The sequence below is a fragment of the Bradyrhizobium sp. 2S1 genome (assembly GCF_011516625.5).
Classification (GTDB): Bacteria; Pseudomonadota; Alphaproteobacteria; order Rhizobiales; family Xanthobacteraceae; genus Bradyrhizobium; species Bradyrhizobium septentrionale.
In genome coordinates, this window is sequence record NZ_CP147717.1 from 3,944,911 (window position 1) to 3,971,271 (window position 26,361).

The window sequence follows — 26,361 nt, forward strand, 5'->3', positions numbered from 1 at the left end:
TACCCAGCCCTCCACGGACCGTGCTGTTGCCCGACATGCGCTACCCCGACGCCATGCGGGTCCGGTACCGGCAGCGCGGATATTGGGGCGACGAGACCTTGCCGGACATTGTCCGGGCGTGGGCGAGCCGGCACGGGGAGCGACCTGCGCTGCTGACGGCGCGCGACAGCTGGGATTTCGCCACGCTGATCGCGCGCGCCGACCGGTTCGGACGCCATCTGGCGGCGAGCGGGGTTGAGGCGGGCGACGCGGTCGTGCTGCAGCATCCCAACGACACCGATTTCATCATCGGGTTGCTGGCCCTGCTTCTGCTCGGCGCGGTGCCCGTGCTGGCGCTGCCGGCGCACCGGCAGCGTGAGGTGACCCATGTCGCCGAATTGGCGACCGCGGTCGGCTATCTCGGCAGCGAGCACGCGGGGATCGACACGCCGGCGTTGCTGGCTGCGGTGCCCAGTCTTCGCTTCTCGCTTCTCGCTTCACCGGACCGGCGGTTTGCCGACTGGCCCGACGGCGCGACCGGTCCGCTGCCACGGCCCTCCGTACGGCCGGAGGATGTTGCACTTCTGCTGTTGTCCGGCGGCACGACCGGCATGCCGAAACTGATTGCCCGCACCCACGCCGACTACATTTACAATTTCCGTGCCAGCGCCGCGCTGTGCGGTGTCACCGCCGAGGACCGCTACCTGGCGGCGTTACCGATGGCGCACAACTTCCCGCTGGGATGTCCGGGGATTCTCGGCACGCTGGAGCGGGGTGGCAGCGTCGTCGTGCCGCCGAGCTCGGCGGCGGAAGAGGCGTTCGAGGTCATCGCCATCCATCGTGCAACGCTGACCGCGCTGGTGCCCTCATTGGCGGTACTCTGGCTGGAGGCGGCGGAATGGGAGCGCCCTGATCTGTCCTCGATGCGGCTGCTGCAGGTCGGAGGCGCCAAACTCGATGCCGCGACGGCCAGACATCTGGCATCTCAGTTCGCCTGCCGAGTGCAGCAGGTGTTCGGCATGGCCGAAGGATTGCTGAACTTCACTCGGCTGGACGACCTGCCGGAACTGATCGCCGAAACTCAGGGACTGCCGCTCTGCGACGACGATGAGGTGCATGTCGTGGATGAACGGGGACAGGATGTACCTGCTGGTGAGATTGGCGAACTTCTAGTTCGCGGTCCCTATACAATTCGTGGGTATTATCGGGCTGCCGACTACAATCGCCAGGCGTTCACACGGGACGGGTTCTACCGGAGCGGTGATCGCGTCCGCCGATTGCCCAGTGGCCATATTATCGTCGAAGGGCGAATCAAGGACGTCATCAACCGGCATGGCGAGTCGATCGCTGCCGACGAAATCGAGGCGTGTCTACGGGAACACCCCGCTATTCGCGATGCTGCGGTATTTGCCGATTCGTCGGCCGGATTCGACGAAGCTGTCCATGCCGCAGTCATCAGCGACGATGCCGCTCTGACCCTGAACGATATTCGCGCGTTTTTCGCCAACCGCCAGATTGCCGCTCACAAGTGGCCCGATAAGTTGTCGCACGTACAGCAATTTCCATTGACGCCAATTGGGAAGGTCGACAAGCGACAACTTGCGGTATCGCTACAGGAGATACTGCCGTGAATATCCGTGTCGCACTCAGCTTGGAAAGCACCGACGTTTCAATTCGAAAGGCGAGGACGCCTTCTCCCATTAAGTCGGATAATTTTCTTGCCGCTTTTGGGCTTCGTAGTCAGGACAGTCACGAGATCACCTTACGCGGTGAAGCGAACGACTTCGTCAACCAACCATCACGCTGCGTCCGCGTGCCGTTGACGACAAATCAGCCCCGCCGGTCCTTCACCAGGTGCGCCATTGAAGTATTCGTCAAATTCATCGCATGGCCGCAGCACCACAACGAAACAGGTGATGACATGCATGAACAAGATCACAAGTGGTGCCACGGTAAGCTGAGGCTGAACCTAGCTCGCGCCAGTGTGGCGGGACTAATGGTCATCGTGTCGCTTGTGGCGGGGTCGGTCGCCATCGCGCAGGATGTCCGACCTGCGTCTGTTGCCGCGCCAATACACTCCAATGCTCCAACGGATGGGCCGACTTCTCCGTTGGTGAGCCCATCGATCTCGCTAGGGCCGTCGCCGAGTCCGGTGGGGACGAGGGACCCCTTCAATCGGACTCCCGCGGCCGATCCGGTGCTGCCCGCAAGTACGCCACAAGCTTCAGCAGCACCCGAGTCATCGTCGTCGTCCGCCATTGCCATGCTTCCGCACGACCTGACGCCCTGGTCGATGTTCATGCAGGCCGATATCGTCGTGAAAACGGTCATGATCGGTCTCGCTTTCGCGTCCCTCTTGACCTGGACGATCTGGCTCGCGAAAGGTCTTGAACTCGTCGCCGCCAAGCAGCAGGCAAGAAGCGCGGCGCTCAAGCTTCAACGCGCCGACAGCCTTGACGAGGCTGCGCGCCAAGTCGAGACCGGCTGGACACGACGCGGGCCGGTATACGCGCTTATACAGGCCGCCAGACGCGAGAATACGCGCTCCGCCAACCTCTCCGTCGAGGGTATCAAGGAGCGCCTGGCAATCGCCCTCTCGCGCGTCGAAGCGCGTGCCGGTCGCGACATGGGGCGTGGCACGGGCTTGCTCGCCACCATCGGCGCCACGGCGCCCTTCGTCGGTCTGTTCGGGACGGTCTGGGGGATCATGAACAGCTTCATCGGCATCAGTCAGGCGCATACGACCAACCTTGCCGTGGTCGCGCCGGGCATCGCCGAGGCGCTGCTCGCAACCGCCATCGGCCTTATCGCAGCCATTCCGGCTGTGATCATCTACAATGTTTTCGCCCGATCAATCAGTGGCTATCGCGCGCTTCTCTCCGATGCTTCCGGCGAGGTCCTACAGCATGTTTCCCGCGATCTCGAGCGGCGGGAGCGGGCTCCGGATGTACCCGACCCATCTGCCGCTCCCACCGGGTCGCGATCTGGGCCGATTGCCATGCGACCCGCCAGCGTAGCGGCGGGCTGAGCATGGCCATCTTGCTCAAGGAGCCACAAGACGGCGATCTTGCCGAAGTCTCCGACATCAACGTGACGCCCTTCATTGATGTCATCCTCGTCCTGCTCATCATTTTCATGGTGGCGGCGCCGCTCTCTACGGTCGATGTTCCGGTCGATCTACCGGTGTCGAACGCACAGCCTCGGCCGCGTCCCGACATGCCGGTCTTCCTGACGGTCAAAGGCGATCTCTCGCTCGCCCTCGGCAACGACATCGTGCCGCGAGAGATGTTGCAGATCCGGCTCGACGAGCAGACCCACGGAGACCGCGCCCAGCGGGTCTTCCTGCGGGCGGACGGCGCCGTCGCCTATCGCGACCTGATGAACGTCATGAACCTTCTGCGTGATACCGGCTATCTCAAGGTTGCCTTGGTCGGCCTCGAGGATACCGGACAGGCGATCCGATTGGGCTCCGTGCCATCGCCAGCGCCCGCATCGGAAACTGGGCCGGCGCGCCCATGACGGTGTGGCAGCATGTCGATCATCCGCGCTCGGGGGCCGGCGCTTTGACAGTGCTGCGCTGGACAATAGCGATGGCCCTCGTTGTTGCTGCCCATGGTGCGGGCGCTTGGGTGGCCTTGAACTGGCTCCCTGCTCAGGTCATTCCGAATGAAGTGCCGTCAACGGTGATGATTGAGCTGGCACCGCTCGCAGTCGCGCCCGAGGTGCCTTCGAGGTCGCTTTCGCCTGCGACTCCGGTGACTGACGTACAGCACGAACCGACGCCCGAGACGGCTCAGACATCCGTTGCCGATAAGCCCGGCGCTGAGCCTGTTGAGCCGATCGAACCTGTCGTGGAGACACCACAGGACCCGCTCCAGTCCCCCACGCCGGAGGTCAAGGTTTCTGAAACTCTGGAGAGACCCGACGCCGATGCAGTGCTGACGCCCCCTTCGGCACCCCCCAAACCAAAGCGAGCGAAGAAACCGCCGACCAGGAAGCGCGAGACTGCCCCTGAACGCCCTGCCGATTCCGATATCCCCAAACGCCGGCAGGCCACGACGCCGCGCCCGACGCGAACGGCTCCCCCCGACACGGCCGCAACGTCCTCGACGGGCGCGTCATCATCCGCTTCAGTGTCGCAGGCCTCGTGGCGCGGATCGCTGATGGCGCACCTCAATCGCCACAAGCGCTTTCCCGAGGGCGCCGGAATGGGGACCGTCTCGGTTCTCTTCACGATCAGCCGCAGCGGCGAGGTGCTGTCCGTCCGGCTGACCAGCTCATCGGGCGATGCCGCGCTCGACGCCGAGGCAATCGCCGTCCTGCGTCGGGCCAGCCCCGTGCCTGCGCCTCCAACCGGCCTTGGCGGACGAACGATGACGCTCGCGGTGCCTATCCGGTTCAACCGCTAGAGGGGTCAAGAGTACTTGGTCAGGGGCGGCTGAACACGCCGCCATGGCGTGCAATCGGCGGCGCCTCGCATGGAATAACTAGAGCATTTTCCGATCACGTTGCGTCGTAACCAGCCGCGACGAGATAATTTTGGCATTCCTCGGGTGAGAAGCGCTTGAGAGCGTTGGCGATTGCTTGCCAGAGATCGGGCATGGTGCGCGCTGCGGCGGCCCGCAACAGGGCTTTCAGTTTAGAGAAGGCCATTTCGATCGGGTTGAAGTCTGGACTGTAGGGCGGAAGATAGAGCAGGCTTGCTCCGACCGCCCGGATGGCCTCTCGAACGCCATGGACCTTGTGAGCGGGCAAGTTGTCCATGATAACGGTATCGCCCGGCCGCAGCGATGGGGCGAGCAATTGCTCGACGTAGGCCAGGAAAGCGTCGCCATCCATTGGACCGTCCAGAACAAGCGGCGCGATCAGACCGTCGGAGCGCAATCCAGCGGTGAATGTCGTCGTCTTCCAATGTCCGTGTGGGATAGCTGCACGACATCGCTCGCCGCGTGGCGAGCGGCCGTAAAGCCGCGCCATTTTGGTGTTGGCGCTGGTTTCGTCGATGAAGACGAGACGCTCAGGGTCAAGATCGATTTGCCCTTCGAACCACTCCTCACGCGCGGCATTTATATCGCCGCGCCGTTGCTCGGCGGCGTGCGCTGTCTTTTTTTAAGTGTGATCTTTCTGCGCTGGAAAAAACGCCAGAGCGACGCGATGCCAGTCGATATTCCACGACGTTTCAACAGTTCTCGCAACTCGGCGAGCGTGATATCCGGCTTCGCTGTCACTGCCTCCAGAATCAATTGCGAATGCGCTTCGATGCGCTGCGATTTGCGGTCACCGCCCTGGCGTTTAGGAACGATGTCGCCAACTTCCTTGAGGCGACCGCGCCAGCGGATCGCACTGGCCGCGCTGACACCAAAGCGCTCAGCAGCCTGTCGACAGGACATGCCACCGTCAATCGCGGCTATCACCCTTTGACGAAGATCAACCGAAAGCGCCCTGGCCATACATGCTGGCCTCCCTCGCCAGCATGCAGCTTGAATCTGACTCGCGCCGTTTTGGGAATCCCCACCCGATTCATTCCGGTCGGAAAATGCTCTAGTCTAGGCTGCCGCTTGGAACAGCAATTTGAGATGGTTGCGCCCTCCCGCAACCACTTCAACTTGCGGCCGGCGCAAGTTCAGATTTGAGCCGGTCCCCGCAACCAAGATCGACAATGGAAACCCAGCAATCTCAATGAATTGCTGGGTTTTTGTTTTTGAGGTCGAGCAGTCGCCCCGACAAGATCAATGGCGCGGAGGGTTGGGCGCTCACGGATCATCCAGCGAAAACGACCACCATCACCGATCCCCAAGTCGTCAGCAGAATGTTCGAGATCGGATAGGCGGGCGTATAGCCGAGCACCACCACAGAGCTACCCGAGCGCTCCTGAATGGCAGCCATCGCCGCCGTGACCGTCTGTGCTCCAGTCAACGCCCCCAGCAAGAGGATCGGATTCATGCGCAAGATGAAATGGCCAAAGCAGAAGCCGACGATCTGGGGCAGCAGGGTTACGATCATGCCGCCCAGAAGCAGGCCGATGCCCGACTCCCGTATCGCGGAAAGGAAGATCGGTCCGGCATGAATCCCGGTAAGACCGACAAAAGCCGCCAGTCCGAGCGACGTCATCAGGCTGATCGCGCCGTCGGGGATCCGGCCGAAAGTTGGCAGACGGGTGCGGAGATAGCCGACCAGAAGTCCGGCGAGCAAGGTGCCGACGCTGGTGCTCAGCGAGATCGTGGCACCACCAACCGAAAAGCTCAGGAGAACGCCAACGAGGCCGCCGAGGAAAATCGCTAGCCCCAGCACCACGAAATCGATGCTGGTGCTCGGCGCAACGATAACGCCGATGCTCTTGGCTGCATTTTGCACGACCGGTTCAGGACCCACGACGCGAAGCAGATCGCCGCGCTGCAGGACGACGCCGGCAGCAATGGGAAGTGCCTCGCCACCCCGGCTCAGCGAGCGCAAATAGAGGCCGCGCGCCCAAGTCTGTTCCGAGGCCTGCTGGAGATTGCTGCCCGCGAGCTTCGGGTTGATCAGGAACACGTCGGCCGAGATCAGAGGGATATCGAGCAGCTCCTGGTCTTCGACCTCCTCGCCGCGCGGTTCGACCAGCTCCACGATGATCTGGCGCGGTGCGGACAGTGCGACGACATCGCCCGCCGCGAGCATCGTTCCAGGCTCCGCCTCGAGGATGCGCTCTCCGCGGCGAATGCGGTGGATGAACACGCGCTGCCCGGGCACGCGAGCTTCGGCCGCGGCAACGGTTAGCCTGGCGATCGCCGCGTCGTCATCCAGCCGGTAGGCGCGCAGCTCGAACTTGCGCCAGGCGGACGCCAGGCCGGGCTTGGCGCGCGTGATGCCCAGGGTTTGCTCCAGCTTGAGCGCTTCCGTCTTCAGATCGATCTTCAGCAGCGCCGGAACAATGATCGTGCAGAATGTAATCACGCCAGCATAGCCGAAGATGTAGCAGACCGCATCGGCCACCGCGATGTGCGAGACAAGCAATGCGCGCTGTGCCTCGGACACGGGCAGCCCATTGATTGCGTCGGTCGCCGTTCCCATTGCGGCGCTCTGGCTCAGGGCTCCCGACATAAGTCCGGCCGCGAGGCCCGGGTCAAGTTTCAACACGCGTGCCACGACGATTGCCGCCGCAAGACCGGTGAGGCTCACGACAATGGCCATCAGCATCGGCTTCAGCCCGTCACGCTTCATCGCCAGCACGAATTGCGGACCGACCGAATAGCCCACCCCGAACAGGAACAGCAGGAACAGGAACGATTTGGTCATGCTGGAGACCGGCACATGCGCGAAATCGCCGACCGCGAGGCCGGCGAACAGCGCGCCCGTCACCGGGCCAAGGCTGAAGGCGCCGATCCTGAAGCTTCCGATCCAGTAGCCCGCCGCGATCACCAGGAACAGTGCGAGTTCCGGATAACGGACGAGAAACTGCTGCAGCCAAATCACCATCGTTTCAACATCGTCGCTCGCCGCGGCTACGTCATCATCATCACCAGCACCATGCCCCAGATCGTCAGCAGCGTGTTTCCGACCGCGTAGGTGACGGTATAGCCGAGGCCGGGAATCTGGCTTTTCGCGCGGTCATTGACCATGCCCAGCGAGGCGGTCGTCGTGCGCGCGCCGGAGCAGCATCCGAGCACGATCGCGTCGTGGAAGCGGAACACGTATTTGCCGACGAACATCGCCAGGATCAGCGGCACTGTGGTCACGACGACGCCCCAGAGGAACAGGCTGAAGCCGAGCTTTTGCAATCCGGCGACAAATCCCGGTCCCGAGGAGATGCCGACTATGGCGATGAAGACGTTCAAGCCGACCGAGTTCATGAACCATACCGTGGGTGACGGGATCCGCCCGAACGTCGGGTGCACGGATCGCAGCCAGCCGAAGAACAGACCGGAGATCAGCGCGCCGCCGGAGGTGGACAGCGTGAGCGGCACGCTTCCGATCTTGTAGACGAAGGCGCCGACAAGCGCGCCGATCGCAATGGCTGCGCCGATGAACGCGACGTCGGCAACGTCGGTGGCACGATCCGGCCGGCCCAGCATGGTCGTCGCGGCAGCGACATCGGCCGTGCGGCCCACCAGGGTGACGATGTCGCCCCGGTTTATCTTCGTGTTCGGCAGGATCGGGATCTCGGTGGCGATCGCGCCCCGGGTGATCTTGCGCAGGAATACGCCGCGCGCGCCCGGCGCTTTCGCCAGTTGCTCCAGCGTCTTGCCATCGACGTCCTTGCTGGTCACATAAACGTCGACGCCCTCGATCGGCACCGCCAGCAGCTCACGATCGTCAACTTCCTCCGCCTGCTCGCCGATCAGCTGCACGAGCACATCGCGGCGGCCGGCTACGGCGACGACGTCGCCGGCATGAATCACGGTGTCGGAGGTCGCCTCCACGATCGTTCCGCCTTGCCGCAGCCGGAGGACGAAGACGCGCTGATCGGGGATCAGCGCCTCGGCCTGCTCGACCGTCTTGCCGACGACAGGCCCGCGCTCGCGAACGCGGTAGGCACGCAAATCGAACTGGTGCCAGCCGGTCCCCGGGCCGCCCAGCTGCTTCTTGCCGCCATGCTCTTCCTCATATTTCTTGCACGCGGTCTCGAGATCGATGCCGAGCAGCGCGGGCCCGATCAGGGCCAGCACGATCGCCGATCCGACCGTGCCGAAAATATAGGTCACGGCATAAGCGACCGGCATGGCGTCCAGCAGCTTCTTGGCTTCGTCTGCGGGCAGACCGAGGCGATTGACGGCGTCGGTTGCAAGTCCCATCGACGCGGAGATCGTCTGTGAGCCGGCATAGAGCCCGACGGCCGATCCGACGTCGTAGCCGGCGATCTTTGCGCCGAGATACGGAGCGAGAAGACAGAACACACAAACCACGGCCGCGAAAATCGCCTGCGGAATGCCGTCCTGCGCGATGCCACGCACGAATTGCGGTCCGACGCCATAACCGATTGCAAACAGGAACATCAGAAAGAAGAACGGCTTGAGCGGACCCGAAATGGTGATTCCGATCTGGCCGATGATGACCGCGGCGACCAGCGTCGCGGTAACGGCGCCGAGACCGAGGCCCTTATAGGTGAAGGATCCGAAATAGTAGCCAAGGGCCAAAGAGAGGAAGATCGCGATTTCGGGGTAGGTGCGGAGCGTCTGGAAGAACCAATCGATCATGATGTCACCCGTTCATGCTGTCCCGGGGCTTCGGCATGCACCCGCTTCGATCTCGCGCAGGGGGCCGAAAAGGGCGAGCAACTGTATCGACCGACATCAGACGGCGATTGGCGAGAGGGATGTTGATCTATGTCAATCGCAACTGCGAGAGCGCTGCGATTTCATCGTCTTGCCGACAACTCACGCGCGGTTCGCGATTTAAGTCGTGACGGGCCCACCGGCGCTGCGATCGCACCGCCTGCACGAGACCGTTGACATAGATCAAGGCTCGTCACCGGTTGCGGATCAAGCTGACCGCGATCGCGCAGGTAAGGCGCCAGTCCGCCTGCGCTCCAACCGCTCGCACCGTCCCCGGGAGTGTCAAATGGCCGATCTTCTGACCTTAAAGAAATTCGAGGCGTTGAGCCCCTTCGAGATCAAGGATGAGCTGATCAACCTCGCGAAGAGCGCTTCGAAGCAGAGTCAGATGGCCTTTCTGAACGCCGGGCGGGGCAATCCCAACTGGATCGCCACCACGCCGCGCGAGGGCTTCTTCCTGCTCGGACAATTCGCCCTCACCGAGAGCAAGCGGGTGATGGAGCACCCGGCGGGCATCGGCGGCATGCCGCAGGCAAAGGGCATTGCCGGGCGGTTCGAGGCCTGGCTCGCCCAGCACAAGGACATGCCGGGCGCGAGCTTCCTGACCGAGATGCTGCCCTTTGCGGTCAAGAAATTCGGCTTCGAGCCCGACGCCTTCGTCCACGAACTCGTCGATTCGATCATCGGCGACAATTACCCGGTGCCGGACCGCATGCTGGTGCATAACGAAAAGATCGTGCACGAATATCTGATGTGGGCGGTTTGCGGCGAGCCGCGGCCGGCCGGAAAATTCGACATCTATGCGGTCGAGGGCGGCACGGCGGCGATGTGCTATCTCTTCAAGTCGTTGAAAGCCAACCGGCTGCTCGTGCCTGGGGATACGATTGCGCTGGCGACGCCGATTTTCACGCCCTACATCGAGATGACGCACCTGGAAGACTACGATCTGAAGGTCGTTCAGATCAGGGCTCCGCAGGAAAACAAATTCCAGTTCACCGACGAGGAAATCAAGAAGCTGGAAGATCCGAAGGTTAAGGCCTTCTTCGTCGTCAATCCGTCCAATCCTCCGGGGATGGCGTTGAGCAAGGAGACGATTGCCAAGTTGGCCAATTTGGTCAAGACCAAGCGCCCCGACCTGATGATCCTCACCGACGACGTCTACGGAACCTTCGTACACAACTTCCGTTCGCTGCTGGGCGAGCTGCCGCACAACACCATCGGCGTCTACTCCTATTCGAAGTATTTCGGCTGCACGGGATGGCGGCTCGGGGCCATCGCCATCCACGAAGACAACATCTTCGACAAGATGATCGCCAAGCTTCCAGATGCCGCCGTGAAAGCGCTCGACAAGCGCTACGGGCCGCTGACGCTGGAGCCGCGCAAGCTCAAGCTGATCGACCGCATCGTGGCCGACAGCCGCGACGTGGCACTCAATCACACCGCGGGACTATCGTTGCCGCAGCAGGTGATGATGAGCCTGTTCTCGCTCTCGGAGATGCTGGACGTGAAAAAGGCCTATCAGGCGGCCTGCATGGAAATCGTCAACAAACGCCTGTGGTCGCTGCTCGACGGGCTCGGGCTTGCCGACAAGCTAACCCCCAACCCGAACTACGATGCCTATTACGGCCTTATCGATTTCGAGTTCTGGGCTCGAAAGAACATCGGCGACGATGCCGTTGAACACTTGAAGAAGAATGTCCACCCGTTGGATCTCGCGTTCAGGCTGGCCGAAGCCCACGGAATCGTGCTGCTGAACGGAGGCGGCTTCGATGCACCCGAATGGTCGCTTCGGGTATCGCTCGCGAACCTGCCCGACGATGTCTACGACGATATCGGACGAGGTGTCCGGGCCATCGCCAGAGGCTATCGCGATGCCTACGAAGCGGCGACCGGGAATAAGGGAGGCGCAAAGCGCTGAGCTTTCCACGCGGTTGGAACTTTGATCTCCGGCGCGCGAGCTGTCGCTGACAAGGCTGCCAGGTCATTCGCCATTCAGGGCGCCGCGCGGTCAACCGGGCTATTATAGTCCGATTGGGTGAGCCAGCTTGTCGCACGCAATTCCAATTGTCTGGCACAAGCTGCACTGGTCACTCGATTTTCTCCGTGATCTACCATGACCATCATGGGGAACGGCGGCGACATATTTCGGCGAGCGTTTCATCGCTGGCTTGAAGCGTTCGATGGCGATTTTGCCTTCAGGTTGATGGTCATGACGGCCGGGATGCTGTCGACTGTCGCGTTTGCCTTTGGATTGCTGTCGCTCTGAGCGAGCCCGTCATCTGAAGCTGGCCGAATTGATGTCGGCGACGAGTCCAGGCGCCTGCAACCGGAAGCACCAGTCCGGGCGGCAAGAAATGCGCTTCAAAGTAGTTGCAAATTCGACCGGACGTCGAGGCCATCTGGCAGCAAGGTTCGGAATCGGGCTCTCGGCCGCGATTGTCCTGTTCTGCTTTGCACAACAAACGGTCGCACTGCCGCTAACGTCCTTCCGTTATGAAGCCCAGGCTCAGCGGCATTGCCCTGGCGATGCCGTGGTCTGGCTCGATTTCCGCCGCGGACGCTATTATCTCAAAGGCCAGAGCCGCTATGGCAGGGGCTTTGACGGCAGTTTCGTGTGCAGGAACGAAGCGCGCGATAGCGGCTATCGGCGTTCGTTGCTCGGCCTCCGGTGACGTCACTGAAGGCCAGTTCCACGGCCGACCTACCAACCGTAATAGCGCGGCTGGGCGTAGTAGGCCGGCGAATAGCCGTAACCTCCGCCAGGCGGGCAATAGCCGTATGCGGAGCCGTAGCCGTATCCGGAGCCATAGCCATATCCGCCGCCGTAGTAGGGATACCCGCCATAGGCCGCGCTTGCGATGGCTCCGCCAACGATCGCACCAGCAGCGGCGGCGCCCCATCCTCGATAACCCCAACCGCCGTAGCCTCCTCTCCAACCGCGATAGCCCCAGCCACCGCGATAGCCGCCGCCCCAGCCGCCCCAACGGACTTGAACGGCGCCATTGTCGACCATGCCTTTCATGGCAGCGATGTTGGTCGGCAGCGGGGCTGCATGACCCGCGTCCACCGTGCTCGCAAGCAGGATCAAGGCCAGCAGGGTTTTGGTGTTCTTCATCACGTCCTCCACAGCGGGGTGACAGGGCAGTCGTGATCCAACGACAGACAAATCACGGCCGACTTCCGGATCAGGTGCAGCCAAGCCTGTCAGCTGCCAGCGGCTGATGCTTGATTTGAATCAATGTGACCATGAGGGCGTCTTTGGCGTGGCGGACGCGTGACGCTTGATCTGGATCAAGCGATGCGTGCCAGGGCGATGGCACCGCTTTCTGCGTGCCTGTTGACGCTCAATCGAGAGCACGTTCTTGAAAACCCTTCGCCAGCTCGTGGCCGGAGACGAATTCATCCAGCTCGCAATTCGTCTCGGATTGCTGGCGCTGCTGATCTACTGGTCGTTCGTCCTGGTCCGCCCGTTCGTGCCGATCCTGGCCTGGAGCGTCGTGCTCGCGGTCGCGCTCTATCCGGTCTTCAACTGGCTCACAGGGATGCTCGGCGGCCATGCGGGCATCGCCGCCCTGGTCCTGACCCTGATCGCATTGGCTGTCGTCATCGGACCGGCGGCCTGGCTCGGGATCGGGGCGGTGGAGGGGGTGAGAGAGCTCGCTGGACAACTGAGCGCCGGTAACGTTGTCGTGCCATCGCCGATGCCGGAGATCAAGGATTGGCCGCTGATCGGTGGCCCGCTCTATGACTTCTGGGATCGGGCGTCGACCAATCTGCGCGCCGTGCTGCGCGAGGTCGTGCCGCATCTGAAGCCGCTGGCCGGGGTCCTGTTTGCGTTTGCCGGCAATGCCGGCGTCGGGATGCTGAAGTTTCTGCTGGCGGTCGTGCTCGCGGGGTTCCTGTTTCCCCACGGCCGGCAGCTTGCCGCGGCATGCAGGGGTTTCCTGTCCCGTATCGTGCCGGAGCAGAGCGAGCACTTCCTCGACCTCGCAGGCGCGACAATTCGGGCGGTCTCCCAGGGCGTCATCGGCGTTGCCGTCCTGCAATCGCTGCTCGCCGGCATTGGGTTCAAGCTGGCGGGGATCTCGAACGCGGGCCTGCTGGCGTTTGTCGTGATGCTGTTGGCGATCGTGCAGATTGGGGCGGCGATCGTGCTGTTCCCCGTCATCATCTGGCTCTGGTTGGCCAAGGACTTCACGACGGCACTCGCGCTGACGTTGTTCTTCCTGGTGGTCGGCGTCCTCGACAATGTGCTGAAGCCGCTGGTCATGGGGCGGGGCCTGACCACGCCGGCGCTCGTCATCTTCGTCGGCGTGATCGGAGGCACGCTTGCCCACGGCATCGTGGGCCTGTTCATCGGCCCAATCATTCTCGCGGTCGCCTGGGAGTTGATCACCGCGTGGATCCGGGACGACCGTGCCCGGCTGGCGGGTGAGCGATGATACTGTTTCAGCTCCTCGCGGGATTGGCGGTGAGTGCGATCAATATTGCGCTGCATTCGTTGTTCACCGTCGTGGTGATCGGACTGATGCGGAATATCGCCCTGAGCGCCGCAGGCCGGTTTGAGCTGCAGCTCAGCGGCGTGATGGTCGCGACCGCGCTGATTCTGATGGTGGCTCATACCTTGGAGATCGTGGTGTGGTCACTGGCCTATCTTGTGATTGGTGCAGCGCCCGCGGCCAGCAATCTGCTCTATTTCGCCTTTGTGAACTACACCACGCTCGGCTATGGCGACGTCGTTCCGGTCAAGCAGTGGCTGCTGGTCGGCCCGATGGCCGCCATGAACGGCATCCTGATGTTCGGCTGGTCGACTGCGGTCCTGTTCGAGGTGCTGCAAAAGACCATCGAACGCCAGGGGACGCTCACGAAATCCTCGTAATGTGCCGGTCAGTTGTCCAGCCTGGACAGCTGGTCGCGGTCAACCAGCATGATTTCGCGCTGGTTCGAGCCGAGGAAGTCGAGGGCTCCGTAGGCGTGCAGCTTGGATAGTGCTCGCGATACGGTTTCGAGGGTCAGCCCGAGATAGTCGGCGATATCGCGCCGGCACATCGGCAGGGCGACGACGCCGACGCCGGTCAGCCGTCGATCCATCTCGAGCAGAAACGCGGCGACCCGCTCCAACGCGGTCTTGCGGCCGAGCAGCAGCATATGGTCTTCGGCATGCTGCAGGTTGCTGGTGGTCATGATCAGCAGGTTGCGAGCCAGGACGGAGTCAGAATGGGCCACCCGTTCGAGGCTCATCCGCTTGATCAGGCGCACGTCCGTGTCGACGACGGCTTCGGCTGTGAAGCGATGGGTTTCGGCGTTCTCAAGGCCGAAAATGTCCCCGACGAGGTGAAAAGCACCGATCTGACGTCGTCCGTCGGAGAGGAGCTTGTAGCTGCGGACAGCCCCTGAAACGACCTGGTAGACGTACTCCGCGGGCTCCGCCTCGCCGTAGATCTCGGCGCCCCTTCTGTAGTGGAATTCGCTGGTGATGAAGTTGGCATGCGGGGCGGTCAGCCCACCGAGGACGCTCGGTACATTGGCCGGTCTGACATTGACGCGAGCGAACATGGACCAACCCTCTTCACTATGACCTTGCGGCGTCCGTAGTGGTTCGAAAATGCTTGTCCGCGTGCAATGACTACGACACGGCCCGACCAGGCTCTATTGGTCTTGAGGCCATTGTCCCAAAGGACAGGGGGCCCGGAAATGCGGCAATTTGTTCGCAATTGGTACGCGAGTGTTGGATTACTTTTCAGCATTTACGACGATAACCGTGCTAGTTTTTCTTGAACCCGTTGGTCTCCGGCTCCGAGCGCTATGGGCAAGGCAATTCGGCTCTCTGGATTGATTGTTCTGCTGGCTAGCTTGCTGTGGCCGGCCGGTCTCCGGGCGCAAGAGATGCGTCCGCATTCCATGCTGGTGCTGGACCAGTCCGATCGACGCGGCCCGTTCTTCTATCAGGTCTTTGTTGGATTGCGGGATGCCGTGAGCGCGCACGGTCACGCTCCGACGACAATCTACTCGGAAAGTCTCGATCTCAATCGCTTCGGCGGTGAGGCCTATCAGGAGGGCTTTCGGCGGTTTCTCGAGACGAAATATCGCGATCGACCGATCGGTGTCGTGGTTGCCGTTGGAGCGGCTGCGCTCGAGCTTGTGCTCCGCTGGCGCCCGCAACTTTGGCCCGACACGCCAATCGTGTTTGCGCTGGTCGAAGAGAATGATTTCAAGCGAATGCGACCGCCTGCCTATGTCACCGGCGGCATCGTGACCTTGAAGTTCAAGGATGCCGTCTCGGCCGCCCGCGCCGTGGTACCAGACCTCAAAACCGTTGTGCTTGTCGGTGCGGATTGGGAACGGCAAGTTCTGTTTCGCAACTGGAAAGACCAGGCTGCGGCCGGCATTCCGGGCCTCGACATTATCGAGATTATCGGACGTCCGATGCCTGAGGTCGTCGAGCGGGTTACCGCGCTTCCCGACCACAGCGCGATCATCTACACGGGCCTCTATAGCGACGGCAAGGGCAACTACTATCCGCCCTCGGATGCCCTCGCATTTGTCGCGGCGAAGGCCAATCGTCCCATCGTGGTCGCGGCGGAAACCTTCCTCGAGCCGGGTGGCATAGGCGGATTCACGATCGTACCGTCCTTGATCGGTGCCGAAGCAGCACATAGGGCGCTGCGGATCCTGGATGGAGAGGCGCCGGAAAACCTGCCGCCGTCGGTCATCAATGCCGTGAAGCCGATCCTCAACTGGCGGCAGATGCAGCGCTGGAATGTCAGCGAAGCCAGTCTGCCGCAAGGCAGCGAAATCCGCTTCGAGGAGCCGACCTTCCTGGAAAAATATCGCTGGCCGGCCGTTGCGTTCACTGCGGCGTTGCTGCTTCAGACCATGCTGATCGCGTTCCTGCTGCACGAGCGGTACATGCGACGAAAGGCCGAGGTCGAGGCCCGCAATCGCCTGTCCCAGCTTGCTCACAGCAATCGGCAGGCGACCGCCGGAGAGCTGTCGTCCTCGATAGCCCATGAGCTCAATCAGCCGCTTGGCTCGATCCTGACCAATGCCGAGACGGCGGAGTTGATCCTCGGTTCGCCGACGCCCGACCTCCAGGAGGTGCGGGAGATCATTTCCGACATCAAGCGCGATGATTTGCGTGCGAGCGAGGTGATCCGCCGGATGCGCAGCCTGCTGAAGCGTGCGCCATTTGAGAAAAGGGAGATCGACCTCAACCAAACCATGCGGGAGGCATTCGATTTCCTCAAGCTGCAGGCCTCGACGCGCAACGTCGCGATCTACCTGCAGACGTCGCCGCAGACCCTGCTGGTGGAAGGTGATCCGGTTCAGTTGCAGCAGGTCATTCTTAACCTCGTGGTCAACAGCATGGACGCGATGGCCAGGATGCCCTACGGACGCACGATCATCGGCCGTACCGAAGTCAATGGAGGGGCGTCGGCTGTGATTTCGATCTGCGATTCCGGTCCGGGAATTCCCCAGGACAGGCTGAACGAGATTTTCGATCCGTTCTTCACCACAAAGGAGCAGGGAATGGGCATTGGCCTGTCAATCGCGCGGACCATCGTTCTGGCGCATAGCGGTCAGATCTGGGCCGAGAACCAGTCCGGTGGTGGAGCGGTTTTCCATCTTTCATTGCCGCTGGCGGCATAGCGCGTTTGGGTCTTACTTTGGCAGCAGGCAGTGCTAATTTAACGAACGCAGGATTTGCCGTCGGTCGCGAAGGAGGGAGCGTAATGCACGCTTACGTGCATATTGTCGACGACGACGCCTTGTTTCGCACAGCACTTGAGCGCAGGCTCAAGCTCGCCGGCTACCGTGTGGCGACGTATGCATCGGCCCGGCAACTGCTCGATCAATTGCCAAGCGACGAAGACGCCGGCTGTATCCTGCTGGACGTGCGCATTCCCGGAATGAGCGGTCCGGAGCTGCAGATCCGTCTCAACGAGCTGGAGTCGACGCTTCCGATCGTATTCCTCACCGGACATGCGGACACAGCGACGACCGTGCAGGCGATCAAGGCCGGAGCCGAGGATTTTCTGACCAAGCCGATTGCATCAGAGCAGCTGATCGAGGCAATCAATCGCGCCGTTGCGCGGCACGAATTGGCCCGCAGCCAGCGGACCAGGCTCGACTCCCTCCGCGCGCTGCTGGCGAAGTTGACCCCACGCGAGCGGCAGGTGTTCGATCTGATTGTACGCGGTCGGATCAACAAGCAGGTCGGCTATGAACTCGGCACGACGGAACGCACGATCAAGGCGCATCGTCACCAGGTCATGGAGAAGATGCAGGTGCAGTCACTTGCCGAGCTCGTCTCGATCGCGGAGCGGCTCGGCATGCGCGAGCTTGATGGCGAAGTTAAGGGTTAATCCGCCCGGAGGCAGCTGTGGCCTCCTGTCCCATGGTACAATATGAAAGCTCTGTGACGGCGCGTATCTCCGATATTGGCCACGGCGATGTCGCGCGCCGGTGAGATTTCAATGTGTCCTTCGTCCAGGCACCGACGTTGGGCAACAAGTCGAGATTTTGCTTCTCGATAGGGTAGAGGCCCGCAGGATTTGCCGACCGCGAAACTAGTTTTCGTCGTGGATGACAACCCCTCCATGCTCCGTGGAATCGGACGGCTGCTGCGGGAATATGGATTTGCATCCAGATTATTCGAGACCGGAAATGCCTTGCTGAGAGATGGCAGCTTCGATGGCGCGCTGTGTCTGATCCTGGACATCAATCTCAGCGATGGTTCAGGGATCGAACTGCGGCACCGCCTGGCGGATCAGGGCATCGACGTCCCGGTCATCTACATCACCGGAAATGACAACCCGGCGACACGGATGGCCGCAATGGCATCGGGCTGCGTGGCCTATCTGACCAAGCCGTTCACGGCAAAATCGCTGATGCAGCCGATCGAACAATTGTTGGCGGGCGCAGTCTAGCGATCGCGGGTCTCAATCATTCGTCAATGGCTTGGTCGAGCGTCAGTGCGGGTGCTCCCTTGCGGACAGTTGCAAAGCGGTCGAGCGGCACCGACGTCGTCACCGTCAAAATGCTGGTGTCGACGACGTCGACCGAGAGCGCCTTTCCGCCATCCATTTCCTCGAGCAGCTTGGGATCGGCAACATCGGCCGCGATGCACATGTTGGTCACGCACCAGGTATAGGGCAGGCGATGGACCTTCTGTTGGTCGACCGACAGCTTGACGCCGGCTTGCAGGTACATCCCGACCGGCAGGAATAGCTGGAGGCGGGAGGTCCCGTCTTCGCGCTCGATCAGATCGACGCGAACGGCCGTCTGGCCGGTCCCGAGGGTGCCGGTGATCGTCGTTCGGCATAGTGTCCTGGCGCCGGCGGCGGTGAAGCAGACCTTTCGCCATTCGCCATACTTGACGTCCCGCGCCGCGCGTGCCCCCCGCGGGGCTACCTCGGCGCCGTCCTTGACCGCGGCGGGCGGCGAGGGCGTCTGTTGGCCGTGCGAAGCACCGATGCTGACCGCAAACAGCACCGACATCGCCAAGGGACCATATCGGACCATGGGTACTCCTCCAGCGAGATTGCGCCTAGCGAACCTTGTCCAGAAATCGCTCGACCAATGGCGACCAGGTGGGAATGGAATCGGGAGAGCCGATCAGGAAATGTCCTTCGTCGCCGAACGGCGGCAGTAGATGGTACTCGGCCTTGCCGCCGGCGCGCGTGAAAGCCTCGTACATTCGCTTCGACAGGGCCGGGCCGAAGAATGTGTCGTTCTCGATGTAGAGCCACAGCATGGGCACCCGCGACGTGTGGCCGAACACGCCGGTCGCTTCGACCAGTTTGTCCGGGCCACAATTGTTGTTGGGCTTGCCATCGACGCGGCCGCCGCGGCCTGCCGCGAAGGTGATGATGGCCTTGACCTGCGGCGGGTTGAGGCTCGACAGGGCGATCGCGGCCCAGCCGCCGGCCGACTGCCCGACGACGATGACGCCGTCCGGCAGGGTGCGTTTTTCGGCGGCCATGTAGTCAATGATCCAGAGATCGACCTGCGCGACGGCGAGGCCGGGATCGAGGAAATTGGGATTGGTGCATTTCCCGATCTTGGAGAAGAACGGGCCATAAAGACCGCGTTCGGGAATATCGATGGCCGCTGCGCCATAGCCGGTGCCGACGGGCGCGACCACGAGATAACCGCGCCGTGCAAACCACATTGCGGCGTCGCGAAATTCGACCAGCGGGAAGAAGCTGCGATCCCGGGCGTTCAGCGACACGCCGTGGTTCATGATGACCAGCGGGAAGGGGCCGTCGCCGAGCGGTCGAACCAGATAAGCGAACATGGGTAGCGGGAGCGGCAAGGCCCAGATTTCTTCCTGGATGCGCTGGGGCGCGCCGTTGTCGTCGGCGCGTGCCGGGGTGGCCAGACCGAGCAACAGAAGTGTTGCAGCTGCGAGGGCTCGTAAGCCGTGCTGACGCATGTCATGCCCTCCGGCGGTCCGCGGACAAATGTGCAGGTCATGGCAATCCTAGTGCTGATCTGCGAGGGCGACGCTTGATCTGAATCAACGTGGATCGGTCCGCCCCGGCGCAACCACATGCGTCCAATGCGGCTTGATACGGCGGGCTTGATGTCAATCCTGAGCGAGACGAGTTGGGTCCGACGGTTTCCGCCGGCGAGTTGGCTTGCCGACTATCGCGCATCCTGGCTTGGTGCGGACGCAATCGCCGGGGTCACGCTGGCCGCCTACGCGATCCCGGTGTCGCTGGCCTATGCCGGGCTCGCCGGGCTGCCGCCGCAGGTCGGCGTCTACGGTTACCTGCTTGGCGGCGTGGGTTACGCCTTGCTCGGCTCGTCGCGGCAACTCGCGGTGGGACCGACCTCGGCGATCTCGCTGATGATCGCCGGCGCCGTCGGCGTGCTGGCCGGCGGCGACGCCACACGTTACGGGCAGATCGTCAGCCTCGTTGCCTTCAGCGTGGCGCTGCTCTGCCTGATTGCCTGGCTGTTCAGGCTCAGCCTGCTGGTGCGGTTGATCAGCGACAGCATTCTGGTGGGCTTCAAGGCCGGGGCAGGGCTCACCATCATCATGAGCCAGCTGCCGAGCCTGTTCGGCGTGGCAGGCGGCGGCCACAATTTTTTCGACCGTGCGATCAAGCTTGCCGGCCAGTTGGGCGATACCAGGCCGCTGGTGCTCGGCATTGGTGTGGCTGCGACCGTGCTGCTCCTGCTCGGCGAGCGCAGGCTGCCCGGAAAGCCTGTTGGTCTCGCCGTGGTCGCGCTGTCGATCCTCACGGTCTCCGTCCTTGGGCTTGCGGAAATGGGATTGCCCGTGACCGGAAAGATCCCGACCGGATTGCCGACCCTTGCGGTACCGACGTTCGGCCTGCTCGAATTTGACGATCTGTTTCCCATCGCCGCCGGATGTCTCGTGCTGGCTTACGTAGAGGGCGTGTCCGCGGCGCGAAGCTTCGCGGCAAAGCACGGCTATGCACTGGATGTCCGGCAGGAGTTTCTGGGGCTCGGCGCGGCCAATCTCGCCGCAGCCTTCGGGCATGGCTATCCCGTCGCCGGCGGGCTGTCGCAGTCGGCCGTGAATGACGCAGCCGGCGCGCGAACGCCGCTGGCTCTCGTGTTCTGTTCGGCAACCCTTGCGCTCTGCCTGCTGTTTTTCACGGGTCTCCTGACCAATCTGCCGAAGACCGTGCTTGCCGCGATCGTCTTTTCGGCCGTCTACAAATTGGTCGATATTCCGGCGCTTGCCCGAATGTGGCGGATCAGCCGGATCGACTTCTATGCGGCGGTCATCGCGCTCGTCTCCGTGCTGTTCCTCGGGATCCTGCAGGGCGTACTGCTGGCGGCCGCCGCCTCTATCTTCCTGCTGCTGTTGCGTGCGTCGCAGCCCAATGTCGCATTTCTTGGCCGCCTTCCTGGCAGCGGCCGCTATTCCGACCGGGCGCGCCATGACGACGTGGAACCGCTGACCGGGATCATCGCCTTCCGCCCGGAAACCTCGCTGCTTTATGTCAATGCCGAGACGATTTTCGAAACTGTGCTGGCTGCACTGCAGACGTCCCCCGACGTCAAGCTGGTGGCCTGCGACCTGTCGGCCTCGCCGTTCATCGACCTGGCGGGGTCGCGCATGCTACACGATCTGCACCAGGAACTCGCCTCGCGCGGCATCAAATTCTGCATCGTCGGCGCGCACGCGCAGTTGCGGGATCTGCTTCAGGCGGATGGTCTCGCCGACAAGACCGACAGCGGCGACTGGATGCGGACGCTCGACAGCGTATTGAGCAGCAGGAAGCCGCAGGCAAACGACTGACGTGCGCTGTCCCGCGGACCGTTCCCTAACATTCGAGCCTTGTTGCATCGCAAGACGTCGCGATCGCTCGGTGGCGACAAGGTTTGTCTCAACCGCTGCGGATTGACTTGGATCAAAGGGGGCGGTGTGCGCGGTTCGTACGCTCGGACGGGGAACACCGTCAAGATCGGAACACCGCTAAGATCGGGAGACATTCATGGCCAACGACGCGAAGCAGGCCCAGCAGCGTATCGACCAATTCTTCTCCGGACCCGGCGGACGCGCCGACAATTGGCGAGATCTGGTCGAGGCGGCAAAGGCGTGGAGCCGGGGCGGTGACCGTGCGCCGTACGACAAGGCGCTGTCGGCGCTTGCGGTCACCGAGGAGTTTCACGGCTACCCGGGCCTTCGTTTGATGGCGGCGCTGAAGGAAGCCGCGGCGGCGGGCGATGCCGCCACCTCGCATATGCTTTCGACGCGGATCGCGCAGGCACTTCAGACAAAATCCTTCCGCCAGCATGGCAGTGACTGGAGCACGCAGGACGAGGGCAATGGTGACGTTCCCGATTTGCTCCCGCCAACTCTCGGACAATCGGCGGCGCGCCGTCCTTACTTCGAGACCCTGATCGTGACCGGGGTGCCAGCCAGCAACTGGCCGGGACTCCTGGCGGAATGGCGCAGGCTGCGGCGTCCGGTCGACGCCTTCATCTATGAGCCCGTGATGGTGGGCAGTCTCGAGGACGCCTTCTGTGCGGCAATGCTGAACCCCAACATTGCGGCGGTGGTGATCAATGAAGGCTTCGGGTTGCGCTCGCGCCACGATGCGCCTGTGCTTCGTGCCATGACTGGCGCCATGGGGCTCAACGAAGAGTCCGATGCTTCCGCGCTACGGCTGGCCCATATCTTGAAGCGGATCCGTCCCGAGCTTGATCTCTACCTCATGTCCAATCGCGACGTCGAGGAGTTGGCCGGCAATCCTGAGGCCGACGTGGTGCGACGGGTGTTCTACTCGGTCGAGGATATCCTCGAACTGCACCTTTCAATTCTGGAAGGCGTGCAGGACCGCTTCGACACGCCGTTTTTCGACAATCTGAAGAAATACGCGCAGCGGCCGATCGGCACCTTCCACGCGCTGCCGATCGCGCGCGGCAAGTCCGTGTTCAAGTCGGACTGGATCCGCGACATGGGCGAATTCTACGGGCTGAACCTGTTCCTTGCCGAGAGCAGCGCCACCACCGGCGGCCTCGATAGCATGCTGGAGCCGACCGGCAACATCAAGAAGGCGCAGGAGAAGGCCGCGCGCGCACTCGGTGCCGACCGCGTCTACTTCGTGACCAACGGTACCTCGACCTCCAACAAGATGGCGGTGCAGGCGCTGCTGGGTCCCGGCGACATCGCGATCGTCGATCGCAACTGCCACAAGTCGCACCATTACGGCATGGTGCTGGCGGGCGCGCAGCCGCTCTACGTCGAGGCATTCCCGATGACGGAATACTCGATGTACGGCGCGGTGCCGCTGAAGACGATCAAGCAGGCGCTTCTGAACGCGAAGGCGGATGGCCGGCTCGACCGGGTCAAGATGATCGACCTGACCAATTGTACCTTCGATGGTCACATCTACAACACGCGGCGGGTGATGGAGGAATGCCTCGCGATCAAGCCTGACCTGATCTTCCTCTGGGACGAGGCCTGGTTCGGCTTCGCGCGGTTCTCGCCATTCCTGAGGCGACGAACCGCGATGGGCGCGGCGAACGAGATCGAAGCCTGGATGCGCGATCCCAAATCGGTTGCGGCCTACGAGAAGCAGCAGGCCGAACTCGGCAAGAACCCGTCGGAGGAGGTGCTGCTCAAGACCCGGCTCATCCCCGATCCGCGTCAGATCCGGTTGCGGGTCTACCAGACCAACTCGACGCACAAGTCGATGTCGGCAATCCGGCAGGGCTCGATGCTGTCCGTCAAGGACATCGAATTTCACACGGTCGAAGCGCAGTTCAAGGAGGCCGTATTCACGCACGCTTCGACCAGCCCGAACCAGCAGCTGATCGCAAGCCTCGACGTCTCGCGCCGCCAGATGGAGCTCGAGGGTTATGGACTGGTGGCCAATGCAATGGAGATCGCGTTCGCCATCCGCAATGCGGTCAACACCAATCCGCTGATTTCCCGGTATTTCCGCGTCCTGGGTGCGGATGCGATGGTCCCCAAGGAGTATCGCCAGAGCGGCTTCACCGACTATCTGGCGGCCGGTACCAACTGGGCGAGCGCCCTGAAGAGCCTGAACGACGACGAGTTCTGCCTCGATCCGACCCGCATGACGCTGGTCTGCGGCACGGCCGGGTACGACGGAACGCAGTTCAAGGGTCTGCTCGCCAACCGCTACAACATCCAGGTCAACAAGACGTCGCGCAACTCGGTCCTGATCCAGTCCAACATCAACAATACGCGCAGCGATGTCGCGCATCTTGTCCGGGTGTTGGCCGAAATCTCCGGTGAAATCGATCAGGCCTTGGCCAAAGGCGGAGCGAACGCCAAGGTCGCTTTCGACGTGCGGGTCAACAGCCTGATGAAGGACGTGCCCGACCTGCCGAACTTCTCGCATTTCCACGAGACCTATCGCGGCGATGCCGGCACCAGGACGAACGAAGGCGACATCCGCAGCGGGTTCTATTCGGCCTATGACCCCGCTGGATGCGAATACATTCGCCTGAACGACCCCGAGATCGACAGGCGCCTGAAGAACGGGCCCGCTCTCGTGTCCGCGAGCTTCGTGATCCCGTATCCGCCGGGCTTCCCGATCATGGTCCCTGGCCAGGTCATCACGCAGGAGACGATCGACTTTATGCGCAAGCTCGATGTGAAGGAGATCCATGGCTACGACGCGGCCGAGGGCCTGAAGCTCGTGACGACCGAGGCTCTCGCTAGGATGGGCAAGCCGAAGGCGTCAGCGCCGAAGCTCAAGGCTGCATCATAGATCCGTTAGCGCAACCGATCCCTGGAGGGAAATCATGAGGAAAGTGGATTTGCTTGGAGCTCTTGCCGCGCTGGCAATCGGATTGGCTGGCTTCGGCATGCCGTCGCTGGCCGAAACCGGCGCGGTCGCCGTCATCTTCACCAAGGGTGGCTTCATCGTTGGTGTCGGAGGCGGCGAGGGCGTATTGACCCTGCGCGGCAAGCATTATCCGTTCACCGTGTCGGGCATGAGCGTCGGCTTCACGATCGGCGCCTCGACCACCAAGCTTGTCGGGCGCGCGATCAACCTGAGGGGGCCCGGCTCAATCGAAGGTTCCTACAGCGCCGCAGGCGCTGGAGGTGCGATCGCCGCGGGCGCCGGAGGCGTGCAGCTGCAGAACGCCAATGGCGTGATCCTGCAGCTCAGCGGTCCGAAGGTCGGCGCCGAAGTCTCGGCCGCCGTGGGGGGTGTCACGATCCGCCTGAAATAGGCCGGAAGGGCCCAGGCCGCGCATCCGGTGCGGCCTGGTCTTTCAGTAGCGTTCCTCGACGAACTTCATTCCCCGCAGACCGGCCTGATCGTTGTAGCGCCCTTTGTCGGAGCGCCTGGGCAGTTTCACCTTGTCGCGCTTCACCCGTCCGTAGGGGATCGTCTTCAGGAGGTGCGAAATGCAGTTCAGTCGCGCCCGCCGCTTGTCATCGGAGCGGATGATGTGCCAGGGCGCGTGCTTCGAGCTCGTCGCCTTGAACATCAGGTCGCGTGCCCGGGAGTAGTCGTACCAGCGCCGGTACGACTCCGTGTCCATCGGGCTCAGTTTCCACTGCCGCAGCGGATCGTCGATCCGGGCCCTGAAGCGGCGTTCCTGCTCGTCCATTCCGACCTCGAGCCACAGCTTGATCAGGATGATGCCGCCCTCGATGATGTACTGCTCCATCTGCGGACAGAGCGAGAGAAACCGCTTGTGCTCCGCCGGTGTGCAGAATCCCATCACATATTCGACGCCAGCGCGATTGTACCAGCTGCGATCGAAGATGACGATTTCGCCGGCGGCAGGGAACTGCTGCATGTAGCGCTGGATGAAGAGCTGGGACTTCTCACGATCGGATGGCGCGGGCAGGGCGACCACCCGAAATACACGCGGGCTGACCTTCTCGGTCAAGGCCTTGATGGTTCCGCCCTTGCCGGCCGCATCGCGCCCCTCGAACAGGACGATGACCCTGAGCTTGTTCGCTACCACCCATTCCTGGAGATGGCAGAGCTGTATCTGCAGCTTGTGCAGCTCTTCCTCATACTGCTTGCGCTTCATCTTTCCGGAGGAGTTTTCCTTCGCCATCGATCCCCGTCCATCGTTTGAGCTGTCAGCCCCAGGCAATGACGATGCCGATGTCGCCGGGCATGCCGCCGGGGTATTCAACGACCTGGTAGCGGATGCGGTAGCCACGCGGTTGCAGATAGTCCGCCCAGAGCTGGTATATTTCCTTGGGTATGCCTGTCAGCGTCTTCTCCCATCCCGCCTCCATCTGATTGATGGCCCGCCCCTTGTCGGTGCACAGCGTGTTGGGGAAGCGATAGACCTGCACTTCGGTCAGCCCGTTGCGCACCGCACGCTGAATCACTGTCGAGGCCAGTTTGACTTTCTCGTCTTCGCTGAGACCGGACGGCTTGCTCAACCGCTCGATCAAGGCGCGCTTCTCGGCCTCCACAGCAGCCGCACGCTTGGCATGTTCCTCGGCCTTCTCCGCTTCCTTGAACGCCGCCTGCTTCTGGATTTCATGCGCCTTCGGGATCAGGTCATCGATTTTGTCTCGCATGGCCGGGACTCCTGGGATCGATCTTGAGCCTTGCCCGAGAACGGTAGGAGCAAGCCGACCGTCTTCTTTGATCCAAATCAAGCAAGCCGCACGGAAGAAAGGCACGGTGCG

At 62.4% G+C, this 26,361-nt stretch carries 24 protein-coding genes; 15 read left to right on the forward strand and 9 right to left on the reverse strand.

The features are described 5' to 3' along the window. Window positions 1-35: 35 nt before the first annotated feature. The 4 genes from HAP54_RS18650 to HAP54_RS18665 all read left to right on the forward strand — a co-directional run bounded on the left by HAP54_RS18650 (window position 36) and on the right by HAP54_RS18665 (window position 4,388). Window positions 36-1,610, forward strand: a complete 1,575-nt coding sequence (locus tag HAP54_RS18650) for a (2,3-dihydroxybenzoyl)adenylate synthase (protein WP_224742062.1) — start codon at window positions 36-38, stop codon at window positions 1,608-1,610. A 290-nt stretch (window positions 1,611-1,900) separates the two neighbouring features. Beyond that, window positions 1,901-3,007 (forward strand): tonB-system energizer ExbB, encoded by a 1,107-nt coding sequence (gene exbB / locus HAP54_RS18655; protein WP_414646223.1) that lies wholly within the window; start codon window positions 1,901-1,903, stop codon window positions 3,005-3,007. 2 nt (window positions 3,008-3,009) lie between these two features. Then, window positions 3,010-3,498: a TonB system transport protein ExbD gene (gene exbD / locus HAP54_RS18660; protein WP_166302547.1), complete on the forward strand. Its 489-nt coding sequence runs from the start codon at window positions 3,010-3,012 to the stop codon at window positions 3,496-3,498. After that, a complete protein-coding gene (locus HAP54_RS18665) occupies window positions 3,495-4,388 on the forward strand; it encodes an energy transducer TonB family protein (protein WP_166302550.1) in 894 nt (297 codons plus the stop codon). The genes exbD and HAP54_RS18665 overlap by 4 nt, the downstream gene beginning before the upstream one ends. A gap of 94 nt (window positions 4,389-4,482) precedes the next feature. Here HAP54_RS18665 and HAP54_RS18670 read toward each other — a convergent pair. From HAP54_RS18670 to aspT (HAP54_RS18680), 3 genes are all read right to left on the reverse strand, one after another. Continuing rightward, a protein-coding gene (locus HAP54_RS18670; protein WP_166293531.1) for an IS630 family transposase occupies window positions 4,483-5,429 on the reverse strand; the annotation gives its coding sequence in 2 pieces (ribosomal slippage) (window positions 4,483-5,090 and window positions 5,090-5,429; 948 coding nt in all). Between the two features lie 310 nt (window positions 5,430-5,739). Beyond that, entirely contained in the window at window positions 5,740-7,434 is a 1,695-nt protein-coding gene (gene aspT, locus HAP54_RS18675) for an aspartate-alanine antiporter (RefSeq protein ID WP_166302552.1), read from the reverse strand. A gap of 26 nt (window positions 7,435-7,460) precedes the next feature. Continuing rightward, a complete protein-coding gene (gene aspT / locus HAP54_RS18680) occupies window positions 7,461-9,152 on the reverse strand; it encodes an aspartate-alanine antiporter (protein WP_166302555.1) in 1,692 nt (563 codons plus the stop codon). A 364-nt stretch (window positions 9,153-9,516) separates the two neighbouring features. Here aspT (HAP54_RS18680) and aspD point away from each other — a divergent pair, with 364 nt between their 5' ends. The 3 genes from aspD (at window position 9,517) to HAP54_RS18695 (ending at window position 11,902) form a co-directional block, all read left to right on the forward strand. Continuing rightward, window positions 9,517-11,148: an aspartate 4-decarboxylase gene (gene aspD / locus HAP54_RS18685; RefSeq protein ID WP_166302557.1), complete on the forward strand. Its 1,632-nt coding sequence runs from the start codon at window positions 9,517-9,519 to the stop codon at window positions 11,146-11,148. Between the two features lie 204 nt (window positions 11,149-11,352). Next, window positions 11,353-11,496, forward strand: a complete 144-nt coding sequence (locus HAP54_RS18690; protein WP_166302560.1) for a hypothetical protein — start codon at window positions 11,353-11,355, stop codon at window positions 11,494-11,496. 88 nt (window positions 11,497-11,584) lie between these two features. Then, a complete protein-coding gene (locus HAP54_RS18695) occupies window positions 11,585-11,902 on the forward strand; it encodes a hypothetical protein (protein ID WP_166302563.1) in 318 nt (105 codons plus the stop codon). A gap of 29 nt (window positions 11,903-11,931) precedes the next feature. On the opposite strand, the gene HAP54_RS18700 is transcribed toward HAP54_RS18695, so the two are convergent. After that, window positions 11,932-12,345 (reverse strand): hypothetical protein, encoded by a 414-nt coding sequence (locus HAP54_RS18700; protein WP_166302566.1) that lies wholly within the window; start codon window positions 12,343-12,345, stop codon window positions 11,932-11,934. Window positions 12,346-12,592: 247 nt separating this feature from the next. Between HAP54_RS18700 and HAP54_RS18705 the strand changes: the two genes are divergently transcribed. Together HAP54_RS18705 and HAP54_RS18710 are read left to right on the forward strand one after the other, a co-directional pair. Further along, window positions 12,593-13,672, forward strand: a complete 1,080-nt coding sequence (locus tag HAP54_RS18705; protein WP_166302568.1) for an AI-2E family transporter — start codon at window positions 12,593-12,595, stop codon at window positions 13,670-13,672. Continuing rightward, window positions 13,669-14,109 (forward strand): potassium channel family protein, encoded by a 441-nt coding sequence (locus tag HAP54_RS18710; RefSeq protein ID WP_166302571.1) that lies wholly within the window; start codon window positions 13,669-13,671, stop codon window positions 14,107-14,109. The genes HAP54_RS18705 and HAP54_RS18710 overlap by 4 nt, the downstream gene beginning before the upstream one ends. Window positions 14,110-14,117: 8 nt before the next feature. Here HAP54_RS18710 and HAP54_RS18715 read toward each other — a convergent pair whose 3' ends face one another. Beyond that, window positions 14,118-14,786 (reverse strand): helix-turn-helix domain-containing protein, encoded by a 669-nt coding sequence (locus HAP54_RS18715; RefSeq protein ID WP_166302573.1) that lies wholly within the window; start codon window positions 14,784-14,786, stop codon window positions 14,118-14,120. A 345-nt stretch (window positions 14,787-15,131) separates the two neighbouring features. Between HAP54_RS18715 and HAP54_RS18720 the strand changes: the two genes are divergently transcribed. The 3 genes from HAP54_RS18720 (at window position 15,132) to HAP54_RS18730 (ending at window position 18,160) form a co-directional block, all read left to right on the forward strand. Further along, entirely contained in the window at window positions 15,132-16,880 is a 1,749-nt protein-coding gene (locus HAP54_RS18720; protein ID WP_175619448.1) for an ABC transporter substrate binding protein, read from the forward strand. 83 nt (window positions 16,881-16,963) lie between these two features. Beyond that, the gene (locus HAP54_RS18725) at window positions 16,964-17,596 is read left to right on the forward strand and encodes a response regulator transcription factor (RefSeq protein ID WP_166302576.1); all 633 of its coding nucleotides are present in this window, start codon (window positions 16,964-16,966) and stop codon (window positions 17,594-17,596) included. A gap of 216 nt (window positions 17,597-17,812) precedes the next feature. Next, window positions 17,813-18,160: a response regulator transcription factor gene (locus HAP54_RS18730; RefSeq protein WP_312022829.1), complete on the forward strand. Its 348-nt coding sequence runs from the start codon at window positions 17,813-17,815 to the stop codon at window positions 18,158-18,160. Between the two features lie 16 nt (window positions 18,161-18,176). On the opposite strand, the gene HAP54_RS18735 is transcribed toward HAP54_RS18730, so the two are convergent. Further along, window positions 18,177-18,731: an invasion associated locus B family protein gene (locus tag HAP54_RS18735; RefSeq protein ID WP_248114484.1), complete on the reverse strand. Its 555-nt coding sequence runs from the start codon at window positions 18,729-18,731 to the stop codon at window positions 18,177-18,179. 49 nt (window positions 18,732-18,780) lie between these two features. Continuing rightward, window positions 18,781-19,668, reverse strand: coding sequence for an alpha/beta hydrolase family protein (locus tag HAP54_RS18740; RefSeq protein WP_166302585.1), 888 nt, complete (start codon window positions 19,666-19,668; stop codon window positions 18,781-18,783). Between the two features lie 150 nt (window positions 19,669-19,818). Here HAP54_RS18740 and HAP54_RS18745 point away from each other — a divergent pair, with 150 nt between their 5' ends. The 3 genes from HAP54_RS18745 to HAP54_RS18755 all read left to right on the forward strand — a co-directional run bounded on the left by HAP54_RS18745 (window position 19,819) and on the right by HAP54_RS18755 (window position 24,929). After that, complete coding sequence (locus HAP54_RS18745; protein ID WP_166302588.1) at window positions 19,819-21,513, forward strand: SulP family inorganic anion transporter; 1,695 nt, start codon at window positions 19,819-19,821, stop codon at window positions 21,511-21,513. A gap of 196 nt (window positions 21,514-21,709) precedes the next feature. Then, window positions 21,710-24,460 carry a decarboxylase gene (locus HAP54_RS18750; protein ID WP_166302591.1) on the forward strand — a complete coding sequence of 917 codons (2,751 nt, stop codon included), beginning with the start codon at window positions 21,710-21,712 and terminating at the stop codon, window positions 24,458-24,460. 34 nt (window positions 24,461-24,494) lie between these two features. Further along, complete coding sequence (locus HAP54_RS18755; protein WP_166302594.1) at window positions 24,495-24,929, forward strand: hypothetical protein; 435 nt, start codon at window positions 24,495-24,497, stop codon at window positions 24,927-24,929. A gap of 42 nt (window positions 24,930-24,971) precedes the next feature. Here the strand turns inward: HAP54_RS18755 and ppk2 are convergent, their stop codons facing one another. Together ppk2 and HAP54_RS18765 are read right to left on the reverse strand one after the other, a co-directional pair. Next, on the reverse strand, window positions 24,972-25,772 hold the full coding sequence (gene ppk2, locus HAP54_RS18760; RefSeq protein WP_166302597.1) for a polyphosphate kinase 2: 801 nt from the start codon (window positions 25,770-25,772) through the stop codon (window positions 24,972-24,974). Between the two features lie 25 nt (window positions 25,773-25,797). After that, window positions 25,798-26,250 (reverse strand): hypothetical protein, encoded by a 453-nt coding sequence (locus HAP54_RS18765; RefSeq protein WP_166302599.1) that lies wholly within the window; start codon window positions 26,248-26,250, stop codon window positions 25,798-25,800. Between the last annotated feature and the right edge of the window lie 111 nt (window positions 26,251-26,361).

Bases quoted from the DNA above. Each gene is read 5' to 3' on its own strand.
- HAP54_RS18695 (WP_166302563.1), top strand. From the start codon at position 11,585: ATGCGCTTCAAAGTAGTTGCAAATTCGACCGGACGTCGAGGCCATCTG.
- exbB (WP_414646223.1), top strand. From the start codon at position 1,901: ATGCATGAACAAGATCACAAGTGGTGCCACGGTAAGCTGAGGCTGAAC.
- HAP54_RS18750 (WP_166302591.1), top strand. From the start codon at position 21,710: ATGGCCAACGACGCGAAGCAGGCCCAGCAGCGTATCGACCAATTCTTC.
- HAP54_RS18735 (WP_248114484.1), bottom strand. From the start codon at position 18,731: ATGTCGGTGCTGTTTGCGGTCAGCATCGGTGCTTCGCACGGCCAACAG.
- HAP54_RS18715 (WP_166302573.1), bottom strand. From the start codon at position 14,786: ATGTTCGCTCGCGTCAATGTCAGACCGGCCAATGTACCGAGCGTCCTC.
- HAP54_RS18700 (WP_166302566.1), bottom strand. From the start codon at position 12,345: ATGAAGAACACCAAAACCCTGCTGGCCTTGATCCTGCTTGCGAGCACG.
- aspT (WP_166302552.1), bottom strand. From the start codon at position 7,434: ATGGTGATTTGGCTGCAGCAGTTTCTCGTCCGTTATCCGGAACTCGCA.
- ppk2 (WP_166302597.1), bottom strand. From the start codon at position 25,772: ATGGCGAAGGAAAACTCCTCCGGAAAGATGAAGCGCAAGCAGTATGAG.
- HAP54_RS18650 (WP_224742062.1), top strand. From the start codon at position 36: ATGCGCTACCCCGACGCCATGCGGGTCCGGTACCGGCAGCGCGGATAT.
- HAP54_RS18710 (WP_166302571.1), top strand. From the start codon at position 13,669: ATGATACTGTTTCAGCTCCTCGCGGGATTGGCGGTGAGTGCGATCAAT.
- aspD (WP_166302557.1), top strand. From the start codon at position 9,517: ATGGCCGATCTTCTGACCTTAAAGAAATTCGAGGCGTTGAGCCCCTTC.
- HAP54_RS18725 (WP_166302576.1), top strand. From the start codon at position 16,964: ATGCACGCTTACGTGCATATTGTCGACGACGACGCCTTGTTTCGCACA.
- HAP54_RS18755 (WP_166302594.1), top strand. From the start codon at position 24,495: ATGAGGAAAGTGGATTTGCTTGGAGCTCTTGCCGCGCTGGCAATCGGA.
- HAP54_RS18665 (WP_166302550.1), top strand. From the start codon at position 3,495: ATGACGGTGTGGCAGCATGTCGATCATCCGCGCTCGGGGGCCGGCGCT.
- exbD (WP_166302547.1), top strand. From the start codon at position 3,010: ATGGCCATCTTGCTCAAGGAGCCACAAGACGGCGATCTTGCCGAAGTC.
- HAP54_RS18720 (WP_175619448.1), top strand. From the start codon at position 15,132: ATGCTGGTGCTGGACCAGTCCGATCGACGCGGCCCGTTCTTCTATCAG.
- aspT (WP_166302555.1), bottom strand. From the start codon at position 9,152: ATGATCGATTGGTTCTTCCAGACGCTCCGCACCTACCCCGAAATCGCG.
- HAP54_RS18740 (WP_166302585.1), bottom strand. From the start codon at position 19,668: ATGCGTCAGCACGGCTTACGAGCCCTCGCAGCTGCAACACTTCTGTTG.
- HAP54_RS18690 (WP_166302560.1), top strand. From the start codon at position 11,353: ATGGGGAACGGCGGCGACATATTTCGGCGAGCGTTTCATCGCTGGCTT.
- HAP54_RS18745 (WP_166302588.1), top strand. From the start codon at position 19,819: ATGTCAATCCTGAGCGAGACGAGTTGGGTCCGACGGTTTCCGCCGGCG.
- HAP54_RS18765 (WP_166302599.1), bottom strand. From the start codon at position 26,250: ATGCGAGACAAAATCGATGACCTGATCCCGAAGGCGCATGAAATCCAG.